Raw genomic sequence first — 17,651 nt, forward strand, 5'->3', positions numbered from 1 at the left:
AGTTTAAGGCTCAGAGAACACAGAGTGGAGTGCTTCCATAAAAGTAGACAGTTAGTTAAGGCACAATGTTCGTATTTAATGTTTTCTCGTATTCGATTGGTGATTGGTATCCTATTGACGAGTGTAATCGTTTTTGGTTGTACACTTCGTCGATGAACCGTTCGATGTTCTCCATTGCGTCCTTGAACGTCTCGTACTCGTTCAGGTATACCTCCTCGTACTTCAGGGTCTTCATGAAGCTCTCGGCGAACGCGTTATCATACGGATTGCCACGCCGGCTCATGCTAACCCGGATACCGTGCTCAAGGAGGCATTCAACGTACTCCTTAGAGGCGTACTGGACTCCCTGATCGCTATGATGAACCAGGCCGCCTAACTCCGTCCTCCTGGTCTCCAGTGCATTATGCAATGCTCCCAGCGTCAGCCTCGTATCGATACTGTGGCTGAGCTGCCAGCCAACGCACCGTCTGCTGTACACGTCTATCACTACGGCCAGGTACACGAACTCCCTGGACAACTGGATGTACGTGATGTCGGCCACCCACAACTGGTTAATACCTGAAACCCTCATGCCCCCGGCCAGGTTCTCGTACACTGGTTTATCGTGATTCGAGTCAGTGGTGCATACCCGGTACCGTCTTCTCACACACAACAGGTTGTACTGTCTCATCAGCATGTACACCTTTTTCCTACTAACAATGAACCCACGGTTGCCCAACTCCACCCAGGCTCGCCTATACCCATACCTCGGATAGTCGAGAGCTATCCGCTGGATCTCTTCAGTGATCAACAAATCAGACTCCGTGGGCTGTATCATGTTTCGAGTATGCAACCACCTGTAATACCCGCTCCTGCTGACCCCCATCAATTCCACAGCCCTCGATACCGGAAGACTGCCACGGCACTCCAGTATGCTCATATACGATCCCTCCCTCGATCTTCCTCCCGTTTCTTCATGTTGGCCAACGCTCTTTTTAAAAAATCGTTCTCCGCATACAACTGGCCCACAAGCCTCTCCAACTCCCTCGTACGATTCTCATCCACGCGAGCCTTACCCTTACCCTGAAACGCGTCAGGATTCTCCTCATGCTCCCTCTTCCACCTGGCAACAAGAAACCGAGTGAGATCGTACTCCCTGCACACCTCTGCCACGCTCTTACCGCCTTTAAGCTCCCGCAACACCTGAAGCTTGAACTCCCGCGAAAACCTCCGCCGCTCAACTCTTCCCATACAATCATACCTCATAGCAGATGTGCCTTAACTACCTGTCCACAAAAAAGGGAGCAGTCCAGAGCCCGGTTTATTGGCTTACCTGGGGCACAGAGATGATCGAGGCACGGTTGAGGAATAAACACTTTATTCCTCGTAACCGGTTTATGCTAACCAGTGTCTCTCACGACTCCGCGCCTCAGGATAGTTATAAACCCGTCTCCGTGTCCTCTGATCCTCAAACTTTTAAAAAAAATCTCTGTGTAACTCCGTGCGCTCTGCGCCCCTGTGGTTAAGGACACGCCGAGAATGCATAACGGCAGATAATGCTCTCACAGCACTAAAAATAATTGAATATACGTTTTATTCGCGGTGCACGTAGTCGTCGAACTTGCTCTCCCCGAGCTTGACGGGCTCGAAGCCGAGCCTCCGCCCCTGGGAGGCCTCGAACAGGTCCCCGTAATACTTAAGCGTCCCGAGTACGCCGTCCTGCTCCAGCCTCCTGGACGAGGTGACGACCACCCTCCGCGGTAAATATTTCGTCCGGCCCATCTTACGGAGCTTGATGCTCATGTCGAGGTCCTCTAAATGGCAGAGCCTGAAGCCCCCGAGCTTCTCGAACGCCTCCCGGCGTATGCATACGTTGAACCCGGGCAGGGTGGCCGCGTGGAACGCGCTCCTCAACACGTAATAAGCGTTGGTCACGTACTCCGCCCCGAGGAGCTTCGGGCTCCGGCGGGTGAACTTGAAGGCGCAGGAGGCCGCCAGCAGGCGGGGGTCCTTGAACGCACGGGCGACCGTGTCTATGTAATCGGGCGACACGATCGTGTCGGAGTCTATGAATACCAGGATGTCTCCCCCTGCCAGCTTCGCGCCCTCGTTCCTGGCGCGGGCAGTGCCCTTCTCCTTGCACACCACGACCTTATCCGTGTACTCCCGGGCGATCGAGACAGTACCGTCAGTGCTGCCGGAATCAGAAACGATGAGCTCATACGAATGCGCCGTATGCTGAGCCTTAATGGACTCGAGGCAGGCCCGGATACGCTTTTCCTCATTAAAGGCCGGGACGATGATGGAGAAATCCATGACTGCCTCAATCTTACGCCTTTCCTTTCATAAATCTTTGGCGGAAAATATATAAAGTTAGGCATACCTAACATTATTAGGCATACCTAAAGGTGAAGCGCATGAGGAAGAACATCGCGGAAGAGTACCTCGAGACGATACTTTATTTGACGAAGGGCGGCCGCACGGCAAAGACCAAGGACATCGCCGACGCCATGGGCATCAAGCCGCCCAGCGTGAGCGAGATGCTGGCCAAGCTGAAGGAGCAGGGATACGTGGAATACCAGCCCTACGTGGGCGCCACGCTCACCGAGAAGGGCCGGGCCGAGGCCGTCCAGATGGAGCGCAAGCACCAGCTACTGGAGACGTTCCTGGTGGACACGCTGGGCGTGGAGCTCAACAAAGCCCACGAGGAGGCCTGCGAGATGGAGCACGCGGTCTCGGACTCCACCGTCTCGAAGATATGCTCCTTCCTCGGGCACCCGAAGTTCTGCCCGGACGACCACCCCATCACGTCGGGCGAGTGCTGCGAGAAGCACGAGGAGTCCATGCCCCTCACCGAGTTAAAGGAAGGCGAGTGCGCCACCATCAAGATCGTCTGCGCCGACCACCGTACCCGGGATTATTTGATCTCGCTGGGATTTCTGCCCGACGTCCTCCTGAGCATTAAAAAGAGGCTGCCTTCCAACTGCCTGCTCGTCCGCATCAAGGGCTCCGAGATCGCCATCGGCGGGGACATCGCCGAGAAGATCTTCGTGAGAAAGGCCGCCGCATGAAGCCCGTCAAGGTTGCCCGACCCATCAAGGTTGCCCGACCTATCAAGGTCGCCCTCATCGGGAACCCCACCGTAGGCAAAAGCTCGTTATTCTCAAGGCTCACCGGCATAGGCGTCATCATCTCGAACTATCCCGGCACGACGGTCGAGGTGGCCCACGGCCGGGTCGCCCACGACGGCGTATCCCTGGACCTTTCGGACCTGCCGGGCGTATACTCGCTGGATACGGCCAGTTCCGAAGAGCGCACGGTGCTGGATTTTTTAAGGGACGAGAGGCCTGACGTCATCCTCAACGTCGTCGACTCCACCCGCCTCGAGCGCAACCTGTACCTGACCCTGGAAGTCCTGGAGCTGGGCCTGCCCGTGGTGGTGGCCCTCAACATGGTGGAGGAGGCCCACGCGCAGGGCATGGACATCGACGCCGAAGCGCTCTCCCGCGTGCTGGGCGTCCCGGTGATACCCACGTACATCCACCGGGGCGCCGGCCTGGAGGAGCTTACGCACGCTCTATTCCACCCGCGGCTCCTGAAGCCCAGGCTGACCCGGTACGACCGCCACGTCGAGGCGTTCATCCGGCAGCTTATGGGCATGCAGCTGGGCCTGACCCGGTATGAGGCGATACGCCTTCTATCGAACGCCCCCGAGGCCTCGAAGTACCCGGAAGGCATACGCACCGCAGCAGAGATGATGCGAAAGGAGGTCGAGCAGAGCCACAACGAGCCCATCGGCGACATCCTTGCGGGCAACCGATACGCCGAGGCCGGGCTCATCGCGAAGGGCGTGGCGAGGCAGAGGCAGCCATCGCCAGAGGCCACGCTCCGGGAGCGCATCGATGACCTTCTCATGAGCCCCCTGTCGGGCTTCCTTATCCTGGCCCTGGCCATCCTGGGCATGCTGCTCATAGTCTTCCTGGTCGGCGGCTTCCTGGAGGATATCATCGTTGGCGCGATGGAGACGTACGTCATCTCGCCCGTCTCGGGCGCGCTCGTAACTCACCCGCTCGTCCTCGTCATCGTGAAGTACACGCTCATCGGCATCCAGGCCGGCCTGGGCATCGTCATCCCCTATATAATGACGTTCTACCTGCTCATGGCCGTCCTTGAGAACTCGGGCTACCTGACCCGCGCGGCGTTCTTGCTGGACGAGGTCATGCACAAGTTCCGCCTGCACGGCCGGGCCATGATCCCGCTGATATTAGGCTTTGGGTGTAGCGTGCCCGCCATCATGTCGACGAAGGCCCTTCAGACGAAGAGGGAGCGCATCGTGACCTCCGCCATGGTGTGCATGGTGCCCTGCTCCGCCCGGAGCGTCGTCATCATGGGCCTGGTGGCCTCGTTCGTGTCCATACCTGCGGCGCTATCCATTTACCTGCTCATGATTCTCATCACGATCGCCATGGGCTACGTGCTGGGGAGGACTGTCAAGGGCGAGGAGATGGGCTTCGTCATGGAGATGGTGCCCCTCAGGGTGCCCCAGGTGAAGGACATCCTGGACAAGACGTGGATGCAGATGAAAGAATTTATTTACGTGGCGTTCCCCCTCCTTATCGCCGGGAGCGCCGTGCTCGGCGTGCTCCAGTACGCCGGCATCCTCGACGTCGTGAACGGCCTGCTGGCCCCCGTGACCACGGGCATCCTGGGCCTGCCGCCCTACACGGCGACCGCCCTGATATTCGGAGTACTTAGAAAGGAGATGGCGCTTGAGACGCTGGCCGTGCTCGCGGGCACTGCCCAGTTCAACACGGTGTTCACGGCCCTGCAGATGTACGTGTTCGGCGTCTTCACCACGATTTACATGCCCTGTATCGCCACCGTGACCATGCTCAACCGGGTCGTGGGCCTGAAGGATACCATACTGATCACGGGCCTGACCTTCCTGCTGGCCCTGGTCATAAGCGGGCTGATAGCGAACCTGGTGCCGCTCCTGGCGGCGCTCATTTAAAAAAACTACTCGACCTGGGGCATATAATAGTACTCGCCGATGCTCTTTTGCTCACGGTCAAGGTTTGACTCGGGCTTATTAACGCGGGGCCTGCGGGTCTCCTCGTCCCGCCTGAACGTGATATCCAGGTTCGAGAGGAACCGGTTCATGCCCTCCCGCATCTCGAAGGGCCCGTGCACCTCGCCGCTCACGCCCGGCTCGCCGTCGAACACCAGCAGGCGGTCCGACAGCAGGTCGATCATGTAGATGTCGTGGTCGATGACCAGCATTGTGACGTCGTTGTTCTCGGCAAAGCGCTTGATGACCTTGGTCGCCATGGTGCGCTGCTCTACGTCCAGGTGAGCGGACGGCTCATCTAAAATGAACATGTCGGCGTCCTTGCCAAGGCACGCCGCTATCGCAACACGCTGGAGCTCGCCTCCGGACAGCTCGTTAACGTTACAGTCCATGAGGCGCTGGATCTGCATGGGGACGAGGATCTCGCTGTTGTAGTAGCTGGTGTCGAACTTCTTGTTGATCGAGCCCAGGAGCGCGCCCACGCTCATCTCGGTGTCGGCCTTCACGTACTGGGGCTTATATGATATCTTTACCTTGAAATCGAGCTCGCCCTTGTCCGGCTTAAGCTCGCCCGCGAGCAGCCGGGCGAAGGTGCTCTTGCCGATGCCGTTGGGGCCCACGACGCCGACGACCTCCCTTTTCCGCAGCTCGCCGCCCTTGACGTCCAGCCTGAACGTGCCCAGGGTCTTCGTGAGCGCCGGGAATGCCGTGAGGGCCTGGACTTCCTTCTGGGGCCGGGGCGCCTTGACCTCGAACTCGATGGGCGTCGGCCGGATGCGGATGTTCTCCTCGGGCAGGTAGCCGCGCAGGTATTCGTTAATGCCCACGCGCACACCCTTGGGGTGGGTTATGACGCCGTAGCCCCCGGGCTCGCCGTAGGCGACGTGCACCACGTCCGCCAGAAGGTCCAGGATCGCCAGGTCATGCTCTACGACCATGATGTTCTTATCCTCGCCCATCCGCTTGATCATCCGGGCCATCCGTATCCGCTGGAAGATGTCCAGGTACGGGGTGACCTCGTCGAAGAAGTAGAAGTCGGCCTCGCGCATGGCGCATGCCGCGATGGCCACTCGCTGGAGCTCGCCGCCCGAGAGCCCGCTGATGTCCCGGTCGAGGATGACGCCGAGGTCGAGCTCCTTGACGACTTCGTCGAAGATCTTCCTCTCGTCCGTTTTACGTAAAAGGTCTATGACCTTACCCTTGAAGGCTTTAGGAATGAGGTCGATATACTGGGGCTTCTGGGCAGTCTTCATCTCCTTTTTAGAGACACGACGCATGTAGTCCTGAAGCTCCGAGCCTGCGAAGAACTTGTAGACGTCCTCCCAGGTGGTGTCGGACTTTCCCAGGTTGGGCATTATCTGGCCCGACAAGATCTTAACGGCCGTGGTCTTGCCGATGCCGTTGACGCCCAGGATGCCGCTCACGCGGCCGCGGGACGGCACGGGCAGGCCATAGAGGGCGAAGCCGTTACCGCCATACCTGTGTGTAAGCTGGCCTGCCAGCTTATCGGGCAGGCCGATGATCATGATGGCCTGGGTGGGGCACTTCTTGACGCAAATGCCGCAGCCGACGCACAGTTCCTCGGAGATGACCGCTTTCCCTTCGTCTCCTATTCGGACGGTCTCGTCCCCGGTACGTACCTTGGGGCAGTACTTAATGCATTCAGAGCTGCATTTTCTAGGGTGGCAGCGGTCCTTCTCGATGATGGCTATTCTCATAATGATCGCTTTATCTTAAAAAAACGGCCCGAACTGGGGTCCCGTAGAGGGTATGCCGTTGGCGACGATGGTCCAGGTCACGTACCAGTAGGCGAAGGTCATGAAGCCGACGTAGAACCAGGCCTTGAGGTCGAACTTGCCGGACTCGATGCCCCACAGCGGGAAAATGTACTTTTGCGCGTATATCGCGATCGCGAGGATGAGGATCGAGAAGCTGCTATGAGCCCCGCTCAGCACGTACGGGCTCGAGATGAACCCCGCCAGGACGCCGAGGACCGCCGGTATGAGGGACATCTTGATACCCCTGAGGTGAAACGCGACCCTTTCGTCTTTCGTAGGCTCCTTAACTTCTACCATACATCCTCCGGTTCAAAAGCATAAGCATGTTACTAGCTTAAATTATTTTCTATACGGCGCACGTTTACTTTAATTTATATTTTACTTATTATATAAACATATGACTTCTCCGGGGCCGCGAACGTTTTATCATCATAGAAATAATATAGGGATGAAATAAAGTGTTCATTTCGGTGATATCATGAAGATAGCGATACTGGGCGGCACTGGGGACATAGGGGAGGGGCTGGCGTTGCGGCTGGCTCAAAAGCACCAGATCATCGTAGGGTCGAGGGAAGCTGAGAAGGCGCAGGATGCGGCGAATAATTATAACCGGCTCCTTAAAGAGAAAGGTTTGAAGGATGACATCCGGGGCATGACGAACCTGGACGCTACGAAGAACTCCGACGTGGTCATACTGGCCGTGAAGTACCAGTTCGCCATCCAGACGATCCAGTCGGTCGAGGGGGTGCTGGACGGGAAGGTCGTCGTAACGCCAATTGTTCCCATGTCCAAGCAGAAGCTGTGCTCCTATACCCCGCCGGAGCAGGGCAGCGCGGCGAAGCACATCTGCTCGGTCATGCCTCCGGAGATCCGGACCGTGGTGGCCTTCCAGACGCTCCCGGCGCCCAGGCTGGCCGACCTTAACGACCCGCTGGGCTTCGACGTGATCGTCTGCGCTGACGACGAGGAGGCAAAGAAGCTTGTCATGGGCCTGGTCTCCGACCTCGGCAACGTGCGCCCGCTGGACGGCGGCGGCCTGGAGGAGGCGAAGCTCGTGGAGTCCCTGACCCCGCTTCTCATTAACCTGGCCATCAAGAATAAGATGAAGCCTCTTTCGATCAAGTTCGTTTAATGGCGTTCCACCCGGGACAAAATTTTTATTTTTTCGCCCTTATTATTCAGCGTTGTGAGACGTGACGAGGCAGCCCTGTTAAAAAAATTGTACGAGCTTTTAGACGACGGTACGGGCTGGGAGGAGTGGTGGCCGGCCGATAGCGACTTCGAGCGCGTGGTGGGCTCTATTTTAATACAGCGTACCCGCTGGGAGAACGTGGACCGGGCCATAGCGGCGCTTAATAAGGAGGGCCTGCTGACGCCCCGGGCCCTGGCATCCTGCCCTTCGGGAAGGCTCGAAGAGCTCATAAGGCCCGCCGGGTTCTACCGCCAGAAGGCAGCCCGCCTCAGGGCGGTTGCCGGATACTTCTCGAGGTCCGGCGCCGGAAGCATCCCGACGGAAAAGCTGAGAGAAGAACTCCTGAGCCTGCCGGGCGTGGGCAACGAGACTGCGGACGTCATCATGCTCTACGTGGCCGGCCGCCCCCGTTTCGTCTTAGACGCCTATGCGAAGCGCATTTTAAAATGTGCCGGGATCATGGATGATCATGACGAGCTCCAGGCCCTGGCCAGGAAGGCGCTTTGCGATGACCTCGAGGCGCACCGTCGCTGCCACGCCCTGATCGTCGAGCATGGGAAGCGCTACTGTAATAAGAATGAGTGCGAAATGTGCCTTGTGAAAAGATATTTAGGATAGGGGCTCAAGATAGAGACAAATCACGATTACGAGTTGAACATCATGTCATCCACCAACGCTACAGACGAGGCATGCAACACCTGCAAAGACGGCAAGGGCTCCAGCAAGTGTGATATGTGCCCCTCGAAGGGGAAGCATGGCGACAAGCCCGCATGGGACGAGCGCATCATGAAGCGCCTGGCGACTATCAAGCACCGCATCGCCATCGTGAGCGGGAAGGGCGGAGTAGGCAAGAGCACCGTGACCGCGGGCCTTGCTCTGAACCTGTCCATGATGGGGTTCAAGGTCGGAGTACTGGACGCGGACGTCAGCGGCCCCAACATGCCCCACCTGCTGGGCCTTGAGGGCAAGAAGCTCATGGGCTCCGAGCTCGGCATCGAGCCGGTGCAGTCGAGGAACGGCATCAAGGTCGTCTCATCGGAGATGGTCCTGACGGGCAGCGACACCCCCATGATCTGGCGGGGCCCGATGAGGACCACTTTAGTGAACCAGTTCGTAGCAGACGTCAACTGGGGAGACCTCGACTATCTTTTAGTCGACCTGCCCCCCGGCACGGGCGACGAGCCCCTCAGCGTCATGCAGATGATGCCCCTGGACGGCATCATCATCGTGAGCACCTCGTCCAACCTGTCCACGCTCGACGTGTCCAAGATCATCAACATGGCGAAGGAGCTTAACGTGACGATCCTGGGCGTCGTGGAGAACATGTCGTACCTCCAGTGCCCGGACTGTAACAAGAAGATCCACCTGTTCGGCGAGAGCAAGGTAGAGAAGCTCGCGAAGAAGTACGGCGTGCCCCTGATCGGCGAGATCCCCCTGGACCCGCAGAACGCCGGCATCGACGAGCTTCCCGCGGACGGGAGGTCGCTCATCGTCTCCGCGCTCCGGCCCATCGCCGAGAAAGTCGCGCATGACGTGGAGCACAAATAACATTCGCCGCCATTCGCGGGCCGGGGCCCGTGTGGCTGTCTTTTTATTTTTTAGTTAGCTTTTTAAATCGCGCGAGCGAGTATCACTCGGGCGAAGATACGGATGATGCCATCGCGCTCAACCGAGCGTGAAGTTCCGGCGTCATTTAACAACGTTGCCGTACCTTCGCCCAATCGTTTTTATAAGCCCCTCTAAGCAATATAAGAATGCACGAAGACTTTTTCAGCCACGAAGCGGCTCAAAGCGGGCCTGAAGCCACACGAAGACATTAAAAATTATTTTTAAAATTCTTAGAGAACTTAGAGCCAGCTTCGTGTCGCTTTGAGGCTGAAAAAGTCTTCGTGCAATCTTATTAAACTTTGAGGGGCTTAAATAACAAAAAAGGGTTAGTGGGCTTTGGTGAACTGCTCCAGCAGCTCCTTCGCCCTGTCCGCCCGGACCTTCTTCTCCCTGACCATCGCCTCGGCGACTTTGTCTATCAGGTCGCCGGTGGCTCCCGCATGGATAGCCACGTTCCGGGAGTGAAGCTGCATGTGGCCCCGCTGGATGCCCTCGGTGGCGAGCGCCCTCAACGCCGCGAAGTTCTGCGCCAGGCCCACGGCAGCCATGACCTCGCCTAACTCGGAGGCCGTCTTGACGCCCAGTATCTTCACGTTCGCCTTCGCGGTCGGGTGCGATGCGGTCGCGCCGCCCACCAGGCCCACGGCAAGCGGGACCTCGATAGTGCCGACCAGGTCGCCCCCGGCGCTCTTCTCGTATATCGTGAGGGGAAGGTACGTGCCCGTGATGGAAGCGTAGGCGTGCGCCCCGGCCTCGATAGCCCGTGTGTCGTTGCCCGTGGCCAGCGTGACGGCGCTGATGCCGTTCATGATGCCCTTGTTATGGGTGGCCGCCCTGTACGGGTCGACGAGCGCGAACTCGTACGCCTTTATTATCGCGTCGACGACGTCATCGCCGCCGATGGACTCCTTCGAGAACACGGCGCGGGCGCGCATGAGGCGCTTATCCGCCAGATTAGAGATGATGCGTAAGTACACTTTGCCGCCCGTGAGCTTTTCCAGGTATGGGCCCACGGTCTCGGCCATCGTATTCACGGCGTTCGCGCCCATGGCGTCCCTGCAGTCGACGATCAGATGTACGACCAGGATTGGGCCGTGGGGGGTGTCCTTCACGTACGCTTCGACGTCCTTGCAGCCTCCGCCGAACTTCACTAAGACGGGGTCCACCGCGTTGGCCATCTCCATGATGTTGTTTTTCGCGCTCAGGACCGAGAAGCGGGCGCTGTACGGGTCCTTGATGCCCGTGACCTGGATGAGGCCGCGCATGACGGGGCCGGTGCTGCTCGTGGTGAAACCGCCCTTCTCCCGGGCCATCTTGGCCGCGTTGGAGGCCGCCGCGATGACGGACGGCTCCTCGATGGCCATGGGTATGAGGTAATCCCTGCCGTTGATCAAAAAGTTCACGGCAACGCCCATGGGGACGGGCATGACGCCGATGACGTTCTCGACCATGCGGTCGATCTGCTCGGGCTTCAGGGCGCCCGTATTGCCCAGGGTCGCCGCCTCATCGTCCGACAGGCCCGCGTACTGCTTCACCGCGTTGAGCCTTTCCTGCGGCGGCAGCTTGTAGAATCCCGATATCTTAGAAGTCTTATCCATCTTGAAGCCTCCACTGTGGTAAAGGTAGCATGGGCCTCTATAGTTAAAAACCTAATCATAACGAGTAGGCCTAATCATGGCGATTAGGCCTACTCGTGGTGCGATACTTAGATGCCTTATCGGGGTGATTTTCTTATGATGCTCGAGAAAGAGGCCGTGAATTTTTTTGTTATGGCGAAGAGCCACCTGACGCCCGATTCGAGGCTGGACAGCGCCGGGGCCGTGCTGCGCGATATGATCGCCCTGGACGCCAACAACCTGGACGACGCCTATTTTAGCCTGTATCTCCGGGTGAAGCGCTTCGACGTGGTCGCGCTGGAGAAGGGCATGTACAGGGGAACGAGCATGGCCCGCGTGAAGGGGCTCAAGAACTACATGCAGGTCATACCTCAGGAGTTTTTGCCGGCGGTCTATGCAGTCTCGAAGAAGGACCGGGAGGCGGCGGCCCGGAACCTGCTGAGCACCTGGGGGATCGCTGAGGACGAGTACCGGAAGGTGGGGAGCAAGGTCCTTGAATCGCTTGACGGCAAGGAGAAAACCCTGGTGCAGCTTAAGAAGGGCCTGTCTCCGGTCTCCCGGGATATCGTCCGAAAGAAAAAGGAAAAGGCTACGAACGTCTCGATCGTGGCCCAGGCCATGCAGGACCGGTGGCTGCTTCTCCGGGGTGGCATCGGGAGGCACCCGGGCGAGAACCCGGGACGTTTCTCCGCCTTTAAAGAGCGTTTTAAGATGAAGCTGGACGTGGGCAGGGACGAGGCGCTCTCGCTTTTGGCGAAGCGGTACGTCAAAAGTTACGGCCCCGTGGGGGCAGAAGACCTGGCCTGGTGGCTCGGGGTCACTAAGAGCGAGGCCTCCTGGGCTCTCGACTCGCTCGACAGCGCCGAGGCCGTGGATGTCGAGGGCGTCCCCGGCCGGCTGTTCATCGATAAAAGGGACGAGAGCCTTATCGATGGCAAATTCATGGAGCCGTCCGTGGTCTTCCTGCCCAGGGACGACCCGTATGTGAAGGCATACTATAACGACGGGCGGTTCGTGCCCGAAGGCCATGACGCGATGACGAAGTTCGGGGAGTCGAAGAGCGTTGTCCTCGTTAACGGCACAGTCTGGGGGACGTGGAGCCTGGAAAAGGACCGCATGACATTCGTTTGCCGGGTCGAGTGGTTCGACGGCCATCCCGAAGTCCCCGCAGAAAGGGTCGAGGCCGCAGCGCTGGACGCTGGCAGGTTCTACACGGGCGGCGAGGTCGAGGTCAAAGGCGATACATAAGGTTTAAATATTGTACGTGTCATTAACATACGGTGCACTTATGCTAGCGTGGGATCGTTTTATTGGCCGGCATGGCCTTTTTCTGTGATGATCTTAGCTGCGTGGCAAAAAGCACCGTATCCGATTTATCGAATAGTTTTTCACTATGTAGCGAAGGCGAGGAATAGACGTGATACAGGAAGAGAAGGAGCAGTATAACGGCAAGGTGATCGAGGCCCGGGTAGACCAGTTCTGGAACTCGACCGATGCCTACCACAAGACCAGGGCGTTGAGAAAGGGCAACAAAAAGTTCTATTTCGTGGACGGCCCGCCATATACGACCGGCCGCATCCACCTCGGCACGGCCTGGAACAAGATCATCAAGGATTCGGTGCTCCGCTACCGCAGCATGAACGGCTTCGACCTGATGGACAGGGCTGGCTGGGACATGCACGGCCTCCCGATCGAGGTCAAGGTCGAAAGCCTGCTGGGCTTTAAGACCAAGAAGGACATCGAGAACTACGGCGTAGCCCAGTTCACCGAGAAGTGCAAGGCCTTCGCCATCGAGAATATGCGCGAGATGACCGGCCAGTTCAAGAAGCTCGGCGTCTGGCTGGACTGGGACGACCCGTACATGACCTTAAAGAACGAGTACATCGAGGCCGCCTGGTGGACAATCAAGCAGGCCCACGAGAAGAAGCTTCTCGAGCGGGGCCTGCGTAACGTGAACTGGTGCCCCCGCTGTGAGACGGCGATAGCGGATTCGGAGGTCGAGTACGCCGACCGGACCGACGACTCGATATACGTCAAGTTCCCCCTGAAGGACCAGGAAGGCTTTTTAGTCATATGGACGACCACCCCGTGGACCATCCCCGCCAACATGGGCGTGGCCGCCAACAAGGATTTCACCTACGCTTTAGTCCACGCGCTGCCGGGACCCGTGCTCGAAGAGGCCTCGCTGGCCGCGGGCCTGGACCCCGCCGCGCTGATGGACAAGCACTCCGACGGCACGCCCAAGCCCATGCGGTTCGCCGACAAGGTGGCCCGCATGAAGGAGGCCATCGGCCCCGAAAAACTGGAAGAGCTCTACGCCGCGAAGGGCGAGAAGCTCATCATCGCCGTCGACCTGGTCGAGGGCGTCATGAAGCTCGGCCGCTATGGCGACTATCGCGTCCTCAAGACCATGCAGGGCGAGGAATTGAAGGGCACACAGTACAGGCACCCTCTGGAGGACCTCGTCCCGTGCCATAAGGGCACGGAGCATAAAGTGTATCTCGCAGACTTCGTGGTGGGCGAGAACACGGGCCTGGTGCACATCGCGCCCGGGCACGGCCTGGACGATTTCGAGCTGGGCGTGAAGGAGGGCATACCCGTGTTCTGCCCCGTGAAGCCCAACGGCGCCTTCGCGCCCGAGGCGGGCGCATACGCGGGCATGAACATCCGGGACGCCAACCCGAAGATCCTGGACGACCTGCGCGCCCGGGGACTGCTCCTCGGGGCCACCGAGATCACCCACAGGTACGGCCACTGCTGGAGGTGCAAGACCCCCATCATATTCATGACCACGGACCAGTGGTTCATCGCCGTGAGCAAGATAAAGGAGCCCATGCTTGCCGAGGTGAGCCGGGTCAACTGGTACCCGCCGTGGGCCGGTTCCTCCCGGTTCCACGACTGGGTGAGCGGCGCACGTGACTGGTGCATCTCGAGGCAGCGCTACTGGGGCATACCCATACCCATCTGGAAGTGCGAGAACTGCGGCAGCATGGACGTCATAGGCACGAAAGAGGAGCTGGAGCACAAGACCGGCGTCAGGGTGAACGACCTTCACCGCCCCTTCGTGGACAGCGTGTACATGGAGTGCGAGTGCGGCGGCCGGATGAAGCGGGTCGAGGACATATTCGACGTATGGTTCGATTCGGCCGTGGCCTCATGGGCCACGCTCCGGTTCCCCCAGCGCAAGGACCTCATGGACTGGTGGCCCGCCGATTTCATCGTCGAGGGCCACGACCAGACCCGGGGCTGGTTCTACTCTCAATTGGGCGCCGGCATGGTGGGCTTCGGCAAAGCGCCATATAACTCGGTCTGCATGCACGGCTTCACCCTCGACGACCAGGGCCGTAAGATGTCAAAGAGCCTGGGCAACGTCGTCGCCCCCGAGGAAGTGCTGGAAAAGTTCGGCGCCGACGCGCTGAGGCTCTACGTGCTCTCGCAGAGCGCCCCCTGGGAGGACCTGAGCTTCTCCTGGGACGAGTGCGGCAACGTGTACCGGACGCTCAACATCTTCTGGAACGTCTACCGCTTCCCGCTCCCGTACATGGTGCTCGATAAGTTCGACCCCACGAAGACCACATACGGGTCGGTCAAGGAGCACCTGAGAGTCGAGGACCGGTGGATATTATCGAGACTGCAGGCGGTCATCAAAGAAGTGAACGAAGGGATGGCCACCTACGAGTTGCACCGCTCCACCAGGGCGCTCATAAATTTCATACTTGAGGACCTGTCGCGGTGGTACGTCCAGCTCTCGAGGGAGAGGACATGGGTCGAGGCCAACGACCCGGACAAGCTTGCCGCCTACTGGGTCCTGTACCATGTGCTCTCCAACACGGTGAAGCTCATGGCTCCATACACGCCCTACATGGCGGAGCGCATGTACCAGAACCTGGTGAGGAACTCCGAGCCCTCCGCATGGGAGTCGGTCCATATGTGCGAGTGGCCGACCGTGAATGCTTCATTGCTCGATGAGCAATTAAATAAGGACATGGACGTGGCCAGGAAGATCGTGGAGGCGTCGTCCAACGCCCGGCAAAAGGCAAAGCGAAAGCTGAGGTGGCCTGTGAAGAAGATCACCGTCGCCCCCGACACCGAGGAGACGGCGACCGCCGTGAAGGACCTCACGGGCGTCATCCGGGAGCAGACCAACGCAAAAGAGATCGTCTTACTGGGCGTAGGCGCCCCGAACCCGGACCTCGGGGTCGAGGTCGTTCCCAACCCGAAGGTAATAGGCCCGGCGTTCAAGGGCGAGGCCGGCAAGGTCATCGGCGCCTTAAAATCCTCGGACGGCAGGGTGGTGAAGTCGACCGTCGAGAAGGACGGCAGGTTCGTGCTGACGCTTGCCGGCGGCGAGGTCGAGGTCACGCCAGACATGGTGAGCTTCCGGGACGTCATACCCGAGACGCTGGCCATGGGCGAGTTCCCGGGAGGCAAGCTCTACGTGGACGTCGAGCTGACCCCGGAACTGGAGGCGGAAGGCTATACACGAGAGCTCATCCGGCGCATACAGGACATGAGAAAGGACCTGAAGCTGAACGTCGAGGATAAGATAAAGGCCGAAGTGTACGTCGGTGACGACCGTGTCCGGGGCCTCGTCGCCGGAATGAACGGCCTGATCATGAACGAGGTCAGGGCCTCGGGCCTGGAATTCAAGGGCGATAAGAGCGTATCGGGCGCCCTCGTGAAGGAATGGGACGTCGAGGGGCTGCCGGTGACCATCGGCATCGAGAAGGCATGAGATACGAGCAGTGGGAGCCCTATTATAGGGCCATCTTACAGGATTTCGGGTGGACCGCCGAGGGGGACGAAAAAGCAGCTGAGCTGCTTTCGTCCATGCTTCCGGAGGATACGCCCTGCCTTGCGCGCGTTGAAGAGCTGATCCGGGGAAAGGAGGTCATCGTCTGCGGCAAGGCGCCCACGCTCCAGAAGGACATGGCAAAGGTGGACTGGTGGTACAAGTACACCGTGATCGCCGCGGACGGCGCCGTCTCCACACTTCTAGACCAGGGCATCGTTCCCGACATCGTCGTGTCCGACCTGGACGGCAGGCACGAGGACCTTTTAGAGGCCGATTCGCTGGGCTCCATCATCGTAGCGCACGCCCACGCCGACAACGTGGAAGCGGTCAAGTCCCTGGTCCCGAAGCTGAGGCACGTCGTGGGCACCACCCAGGCGAGGCCCCTGAGGAACGTTTACAACTTCGGGGGGTTCTCCGACGGCGACAGGTGCGTCTTTTTAGCGAAGGAGCTCGGGGCGAAGAGCATCAAAATAATAGGCTTCGACCTGGACGATACTAAGGTCACGCCTAAAAAGCTTAAAAAATTGAAGTGGGCCCGGCGCCTGCTGGGCGATCTCGGCATTAATATTTGAATTATCGTCTAGTAAAGACTTTAGATACTTGCTCTGTGTCCTTGTTTTTTCTATGCGACACACGTACAGTCCTCCGGTCGGTATCACGAAAACACGAATTCTTTTTATATCCCACGTAAGGGCACGAAGTACACGAAGGTACATGCTTTGGCGTTCAAAACACGAAACAACCTCTCTAAAAGACGAACCTCCCTAAAGGATTAAAACTCAAAGGAAAGCATGACTTACCCATTATGAGTAACGTTCGTTCATGCCGTATCTTGTGTTTCATTCTTTAGAGTTTTAGGGCCCTTAGGGAGGTTGTTTCGTGTTTTAAACACCAGGCATGAGCTTGGTGATTTTGTGCTTTACGTGGGATATAAAAAGTCTTTCGTGGTTTCGTGTTACCGACCGGAGGGACCAACGCCACAGGAATCAAGGCAAAGGATCGATATGCGAGCATCGAACTACTGTATTCATAGCCGCCGGCGTTATAGAAGAAAAAATGATAGAGAGACTGTCGCCCCCTACATCTATTTTAGATTCAGCTTCACCGAAGCATATATGGCGCCCCCTATGGCAGCCACGACGGCTATTAATATCAGCCCGACCGGGGCGCAGAGACATGTCATGACACCGCCCGCCCCTCCGAATATGGAACCTAGCGCGATGCCACCCAGGATGTCGGACGAGTCGACAGCCATTCCGAACTCGATGGCGGGCCTGAGGAAGGCGATGATCACGTTGACGACGCCGTATATGAGGCCGGCCAGCGCGCCGGCGAGGGCGGAGACGATAGCAGCGTCCGAGAGCTTCGTGAGGTCTTTCGCCCGCATGGCCGCCAGCACGCCCGTGGCGAGCGAGATGATCAGGATGGCGGGCAGGGTCAGACAACCGCAGGCGTTCGACGCCGTGCCGGCCCCCGGCACCCAGGCGTTCCATGCGGCCAGCTCTAGTATGAAGCTGACGGCAAGGTATCCGGCAAGAAGTACGCCGCCGACGATGCCGGCGGTTAAGGCAGCAATGTACCTGGATCGCATAATGAACAAGCACCTGTATGCTAA

12 protein-coding genes and 2 pseudogenes are annotated in these 17,651 nt (G+C 58.7%); 8 read left to right on the top strand and 6 right to left on the bottom strand.

The genetic code is table 11. The annotated features are described in order from the left end of the window. Positions 1 to 55 precede the first annotated feature (55 nt). Positions 56 to 1,230, bottom strand: a pseudogene (locus tag MCP_RS01085) (IS3 family transposase). Between the two features lie 342 nt (positions 1,231 to 1,572). Continuing rightward, positions 1,573 to 2,295 carry a glycosyltransferase gene (locus tag MCP_RS01090; protein ID WP_012898962.1) on the bottom strand — a complete coding sequence of 241 codons (723 nt, stop codon included), beginning with the start codon at positions 2,293 to 2,295 and terminating at the stop codon, positions 1,573 to 1,575. A 101-nt stretch (positions 2,296 to 2,396) separates the two neighbouring features. Here MCP_RS01090 and MCP_RS01095 point away from each other — a divergent pair, with 101 nt between their 5' ends. Together MCP_RS01095 and feoB are read left to right on the top strand one after the other, a co-directional pair. Then, the gene (locus MCP_RS01095; protein WP_012898963.1) at positions 2,397 to 3,050 is read left to right on the top strand and encodes a DtxR family transcriptional regulator; all 654 of its coding nucleotides are present in this window, start codon (positions 2,397 to 2,399) and stop codon (positions 3,048 to 3,050) included. After that, positions 3,047 to 4,990 carry a ferrous iron transport protein B gene (gene feoB, locus MCP_RS01100; RefSeq protein WP_012898964.1) on the top strand — a complete coding sequence of 648 codons (1,944 nt, stop codon included), beginning with the start codon at positions 3,047 to 3,049 and terminating at the stop codon, positions 4,988 to 4,990. Before MCP_RS01095 ends, feoB begins: the two co-directional genes overlap by 4 nt. A 5-nt stretch (positions 4,991 to 4,995) precedes the next feature. Here the strand turns inward: feoB and MCP_RS01105 are convergent, their stop codons facing one another. After that, positions 4,996 to 6,765 (bottom strand): ribosome biogenesis/translation initiation ATPase RLI, encoded by a 1,770-nt coding sequence (locus MCP_RS01105; RefSeq protein ID WP_012898965.1) that lies wholly within the window; start codon positions 6,763 to 6,765, stop codon positions 4,996 to 4,998. A 15-nt stretch (positions 6,766 to 6,780) separates the two neighbouring features. Then, on the bottom strand, positions 6,781 to 7,122 hold the full coding sequence (locus MCP_RS01110) for a hypothetical protein (RefSeq protein WP_012898966.1): 342 nt from the start codon (positions 7,120 to 7,122) through the stop codon (positions 6,781 to 6,783). A 181-nt stretch (positions 7,123 to 7,303) separates the two neighbouring features. Here MCP_RS01110 and npdG point away from each other — a divergent pair, with 181 nt between their 5' ends. The 3 genes from npdG to MCP_RS01125 are packed head-to-tail and all read left to right on the top strand — an operon-like array spanning position 7,304 to position 9,565. After that, on the top strand, positions 7,304 to 7,957 hold the full coding sequence (gene npdG, locus MCP_RS01115) for an NADPH-dependent F420 reductase (RefSeq protein WP_012898967.1): 654 nt from the start codon (positions 7,304 to 7,306) through the stop codon (positions 7,955 to 7,957). A 54-nt stretch (positions 7,958 to 8,011) separates the two neighbouring features. Further along, positions 8,012 to 8,635, top strand: coding sequence for an endonuclease III domain-containing protein (locus MCP_RS01120; protein WP_012898968.1), 624 nt, complete (start codon positions 8,012 to 8,014; stop codon positions 8,633 to 8,635). 42 nt (positions 8,636 to 8,677) lie between these two features. After that, positions 8,678 to 9,565: an Mrp/NBP35 family ATP-binding protein gene (locus tag MCP_RS01125; RefSeq protein ID WP_012898969.1), complete on the top strand. Its 888-nt coding sequence runs from the start codon at positions 8,678 to 8,680 to the stop codon at positions 9,563 to 9,565. A 386-nt stretch (positions 9,566 to 9,951) separates the two neighbouring features. Here the strand turns inward: MCP_RS01125 and MCP_RS01130 are convergent. Continuing rightward, a pseudogene (locus MCP_RS01130) lies at positions 9,952 to 11,244 on the bottom strand (hydroxymethylglutaryl-CoA reductase, degradative); the annotation flags it as partial. Positions 11,245 to 11,358: 114 nt separating this feature from the next. On the opposite strand from MCP_RS01130, the gene MCP_RS01135 reads away from it, so the two are divergent. The 3 genes from MCP_RS01135 (at position 11,359) to MCP_RS01145 (ending at position 16,608) form a co-directional block, all read left to right on the top strand. Then, on the top strand, positions 11,359 to 12,489 hold the full coding sequence (locus MCP_RS01135) for a winged helix DNA-binding domain-containing protein (protein ID WP_012898971.1): 1,131 nt from the start codon (positions 11,359 to 11,361) through the stop codon (positions 12,487 to 12,489). Positions 12,490 to 12,658: 169 nt separating this feature from the next. Next, a complete protein-coding gene (ileS, locus tag MCP_RS01140) occupies positions 12,659 to 15,976 on the top strand; it encodes an isoleucine--tRNA ligase (protein WP_012898972.1) in 3,318 nt (1,105 codons plus the stop codon). Beyond that, a complete protein-coding gene (locus tag MCP_RS01145; protein WP_012898973.1) occupies positions 15,973 to 16,608 on the top strand; it encodes a 6-hydroxymethylpterin diphosphokinase MptE-like protein in 636 nt (211 codons plus the stop codon). The genes ileS and MCP_RS01145 overlap by 4 nt, the downstream gene beginning before the upstream one ends. 512 nt (positions 16,609 to 17,120) lie before the next feature. Here the strand turns inward: MCP_RS01145 and MCP_RS01150 are convergent. Continuing rightward, positions 17,121 to 17,627 carry a hypothetical protein gene (locus tag MCP_RS01150; protein ID WP_012898974.1) on the bottom strand — a complete coding sequence of 169 codons (507 nt, stop codon included), beginning with the start codon at positions 17,625 to 17,627 and terminating at the stop codon, positions 17,121 to 17,123. Between the last annotated feature and the right edge of the window lie 24 nt (positions 17,628 to 17,651).

Origin of the sequence: Methanocella paludicola SANAE (assembly GCF_000011005.1) — an archaeon.
Taxonomy (GTDB): domain Archaea; phylum Halobacteriota; class Methanocellia; order Methanocellales; family Methanocellaceae; genus Methanocella; species Methanocella paludicola.

What these genes read in the sequence shown, in the direction of transcription:
- MCP_RS01125 (WP_012898969.1), top strand. Translation starts at nt 8,678, where the DNA reads ATGTCATCCACCAACGCTACAGACGAGGCATGCAACACCTGCAAAGAC.
- feoB (WP_012898964.1), top strand. Translation starts at nt 3,047, where the DNA reads ATGAAGCCCGTCAAGGTTGCCCGACCCATCAAGGTTGCCCGACCTATC.
- MCP_RS01110 (WP_012898966.1), bottom strand. Translation starts at nt 7,122, where the DNA reads ATGGTAGAAGTTAAGGAGCCTACGAAAGACGAAAGGGTCGCGTTTCAC.
- MCP_RS01105 (WP_012898965.1), bottom strand. Translation starts at nt 6,765, where the DNA reads ATGAGAATAGCCATCATCGAGAAGGACCGCTGCCACCCTAGAAAATGC.
- MCP_RS01150 (WP_012898974.1), bottom strand. Translation starts at nt 17,627, where the DNA reads ATGCGATCCAGGTACATTGCTGCCTTAACCGCCGGCATCGTCGGCGGC.
- MCP_RS01145 (WP_012898973.1), top strand. Translation starts at nt 15,973, where the DNA reads ATGAGATACGAGCAGTGGGAGCCCTATTATAGGGCCATCTTACAGGAT.
- npdG (WP_012898967.1), top strand. Translation starts at nt 7,304, where the DNA reads ATGAAGATAGCGATACTGGGCGGCACTGGGGACATAGGGGAGGGGCTG.
- MCP_RS01095 (WP_012898963.1), top strand. Translation starts at nt 2,397, where the DNA reads ATGAGGAAGAACATCGCGGAAGAGTACCTCGAGACGATACTTTATTTG.
- MCP_RS01135 (WP_012898971.1), top strand. Translation starts at nt 11,359, where the DNA reads ATGATGCTCGAGAAAGAGGCCGTGAATTTTTTTGTTATGGCGAAGAGC.
- MCP_RS01090 (WP_012898962.1), bottom strand. Translation starts at nt 2,295, where the DNA reads ATGGATTTCTCCATCATCGTCCCGGCCTTTAATGAGGAAAAGCGTATC.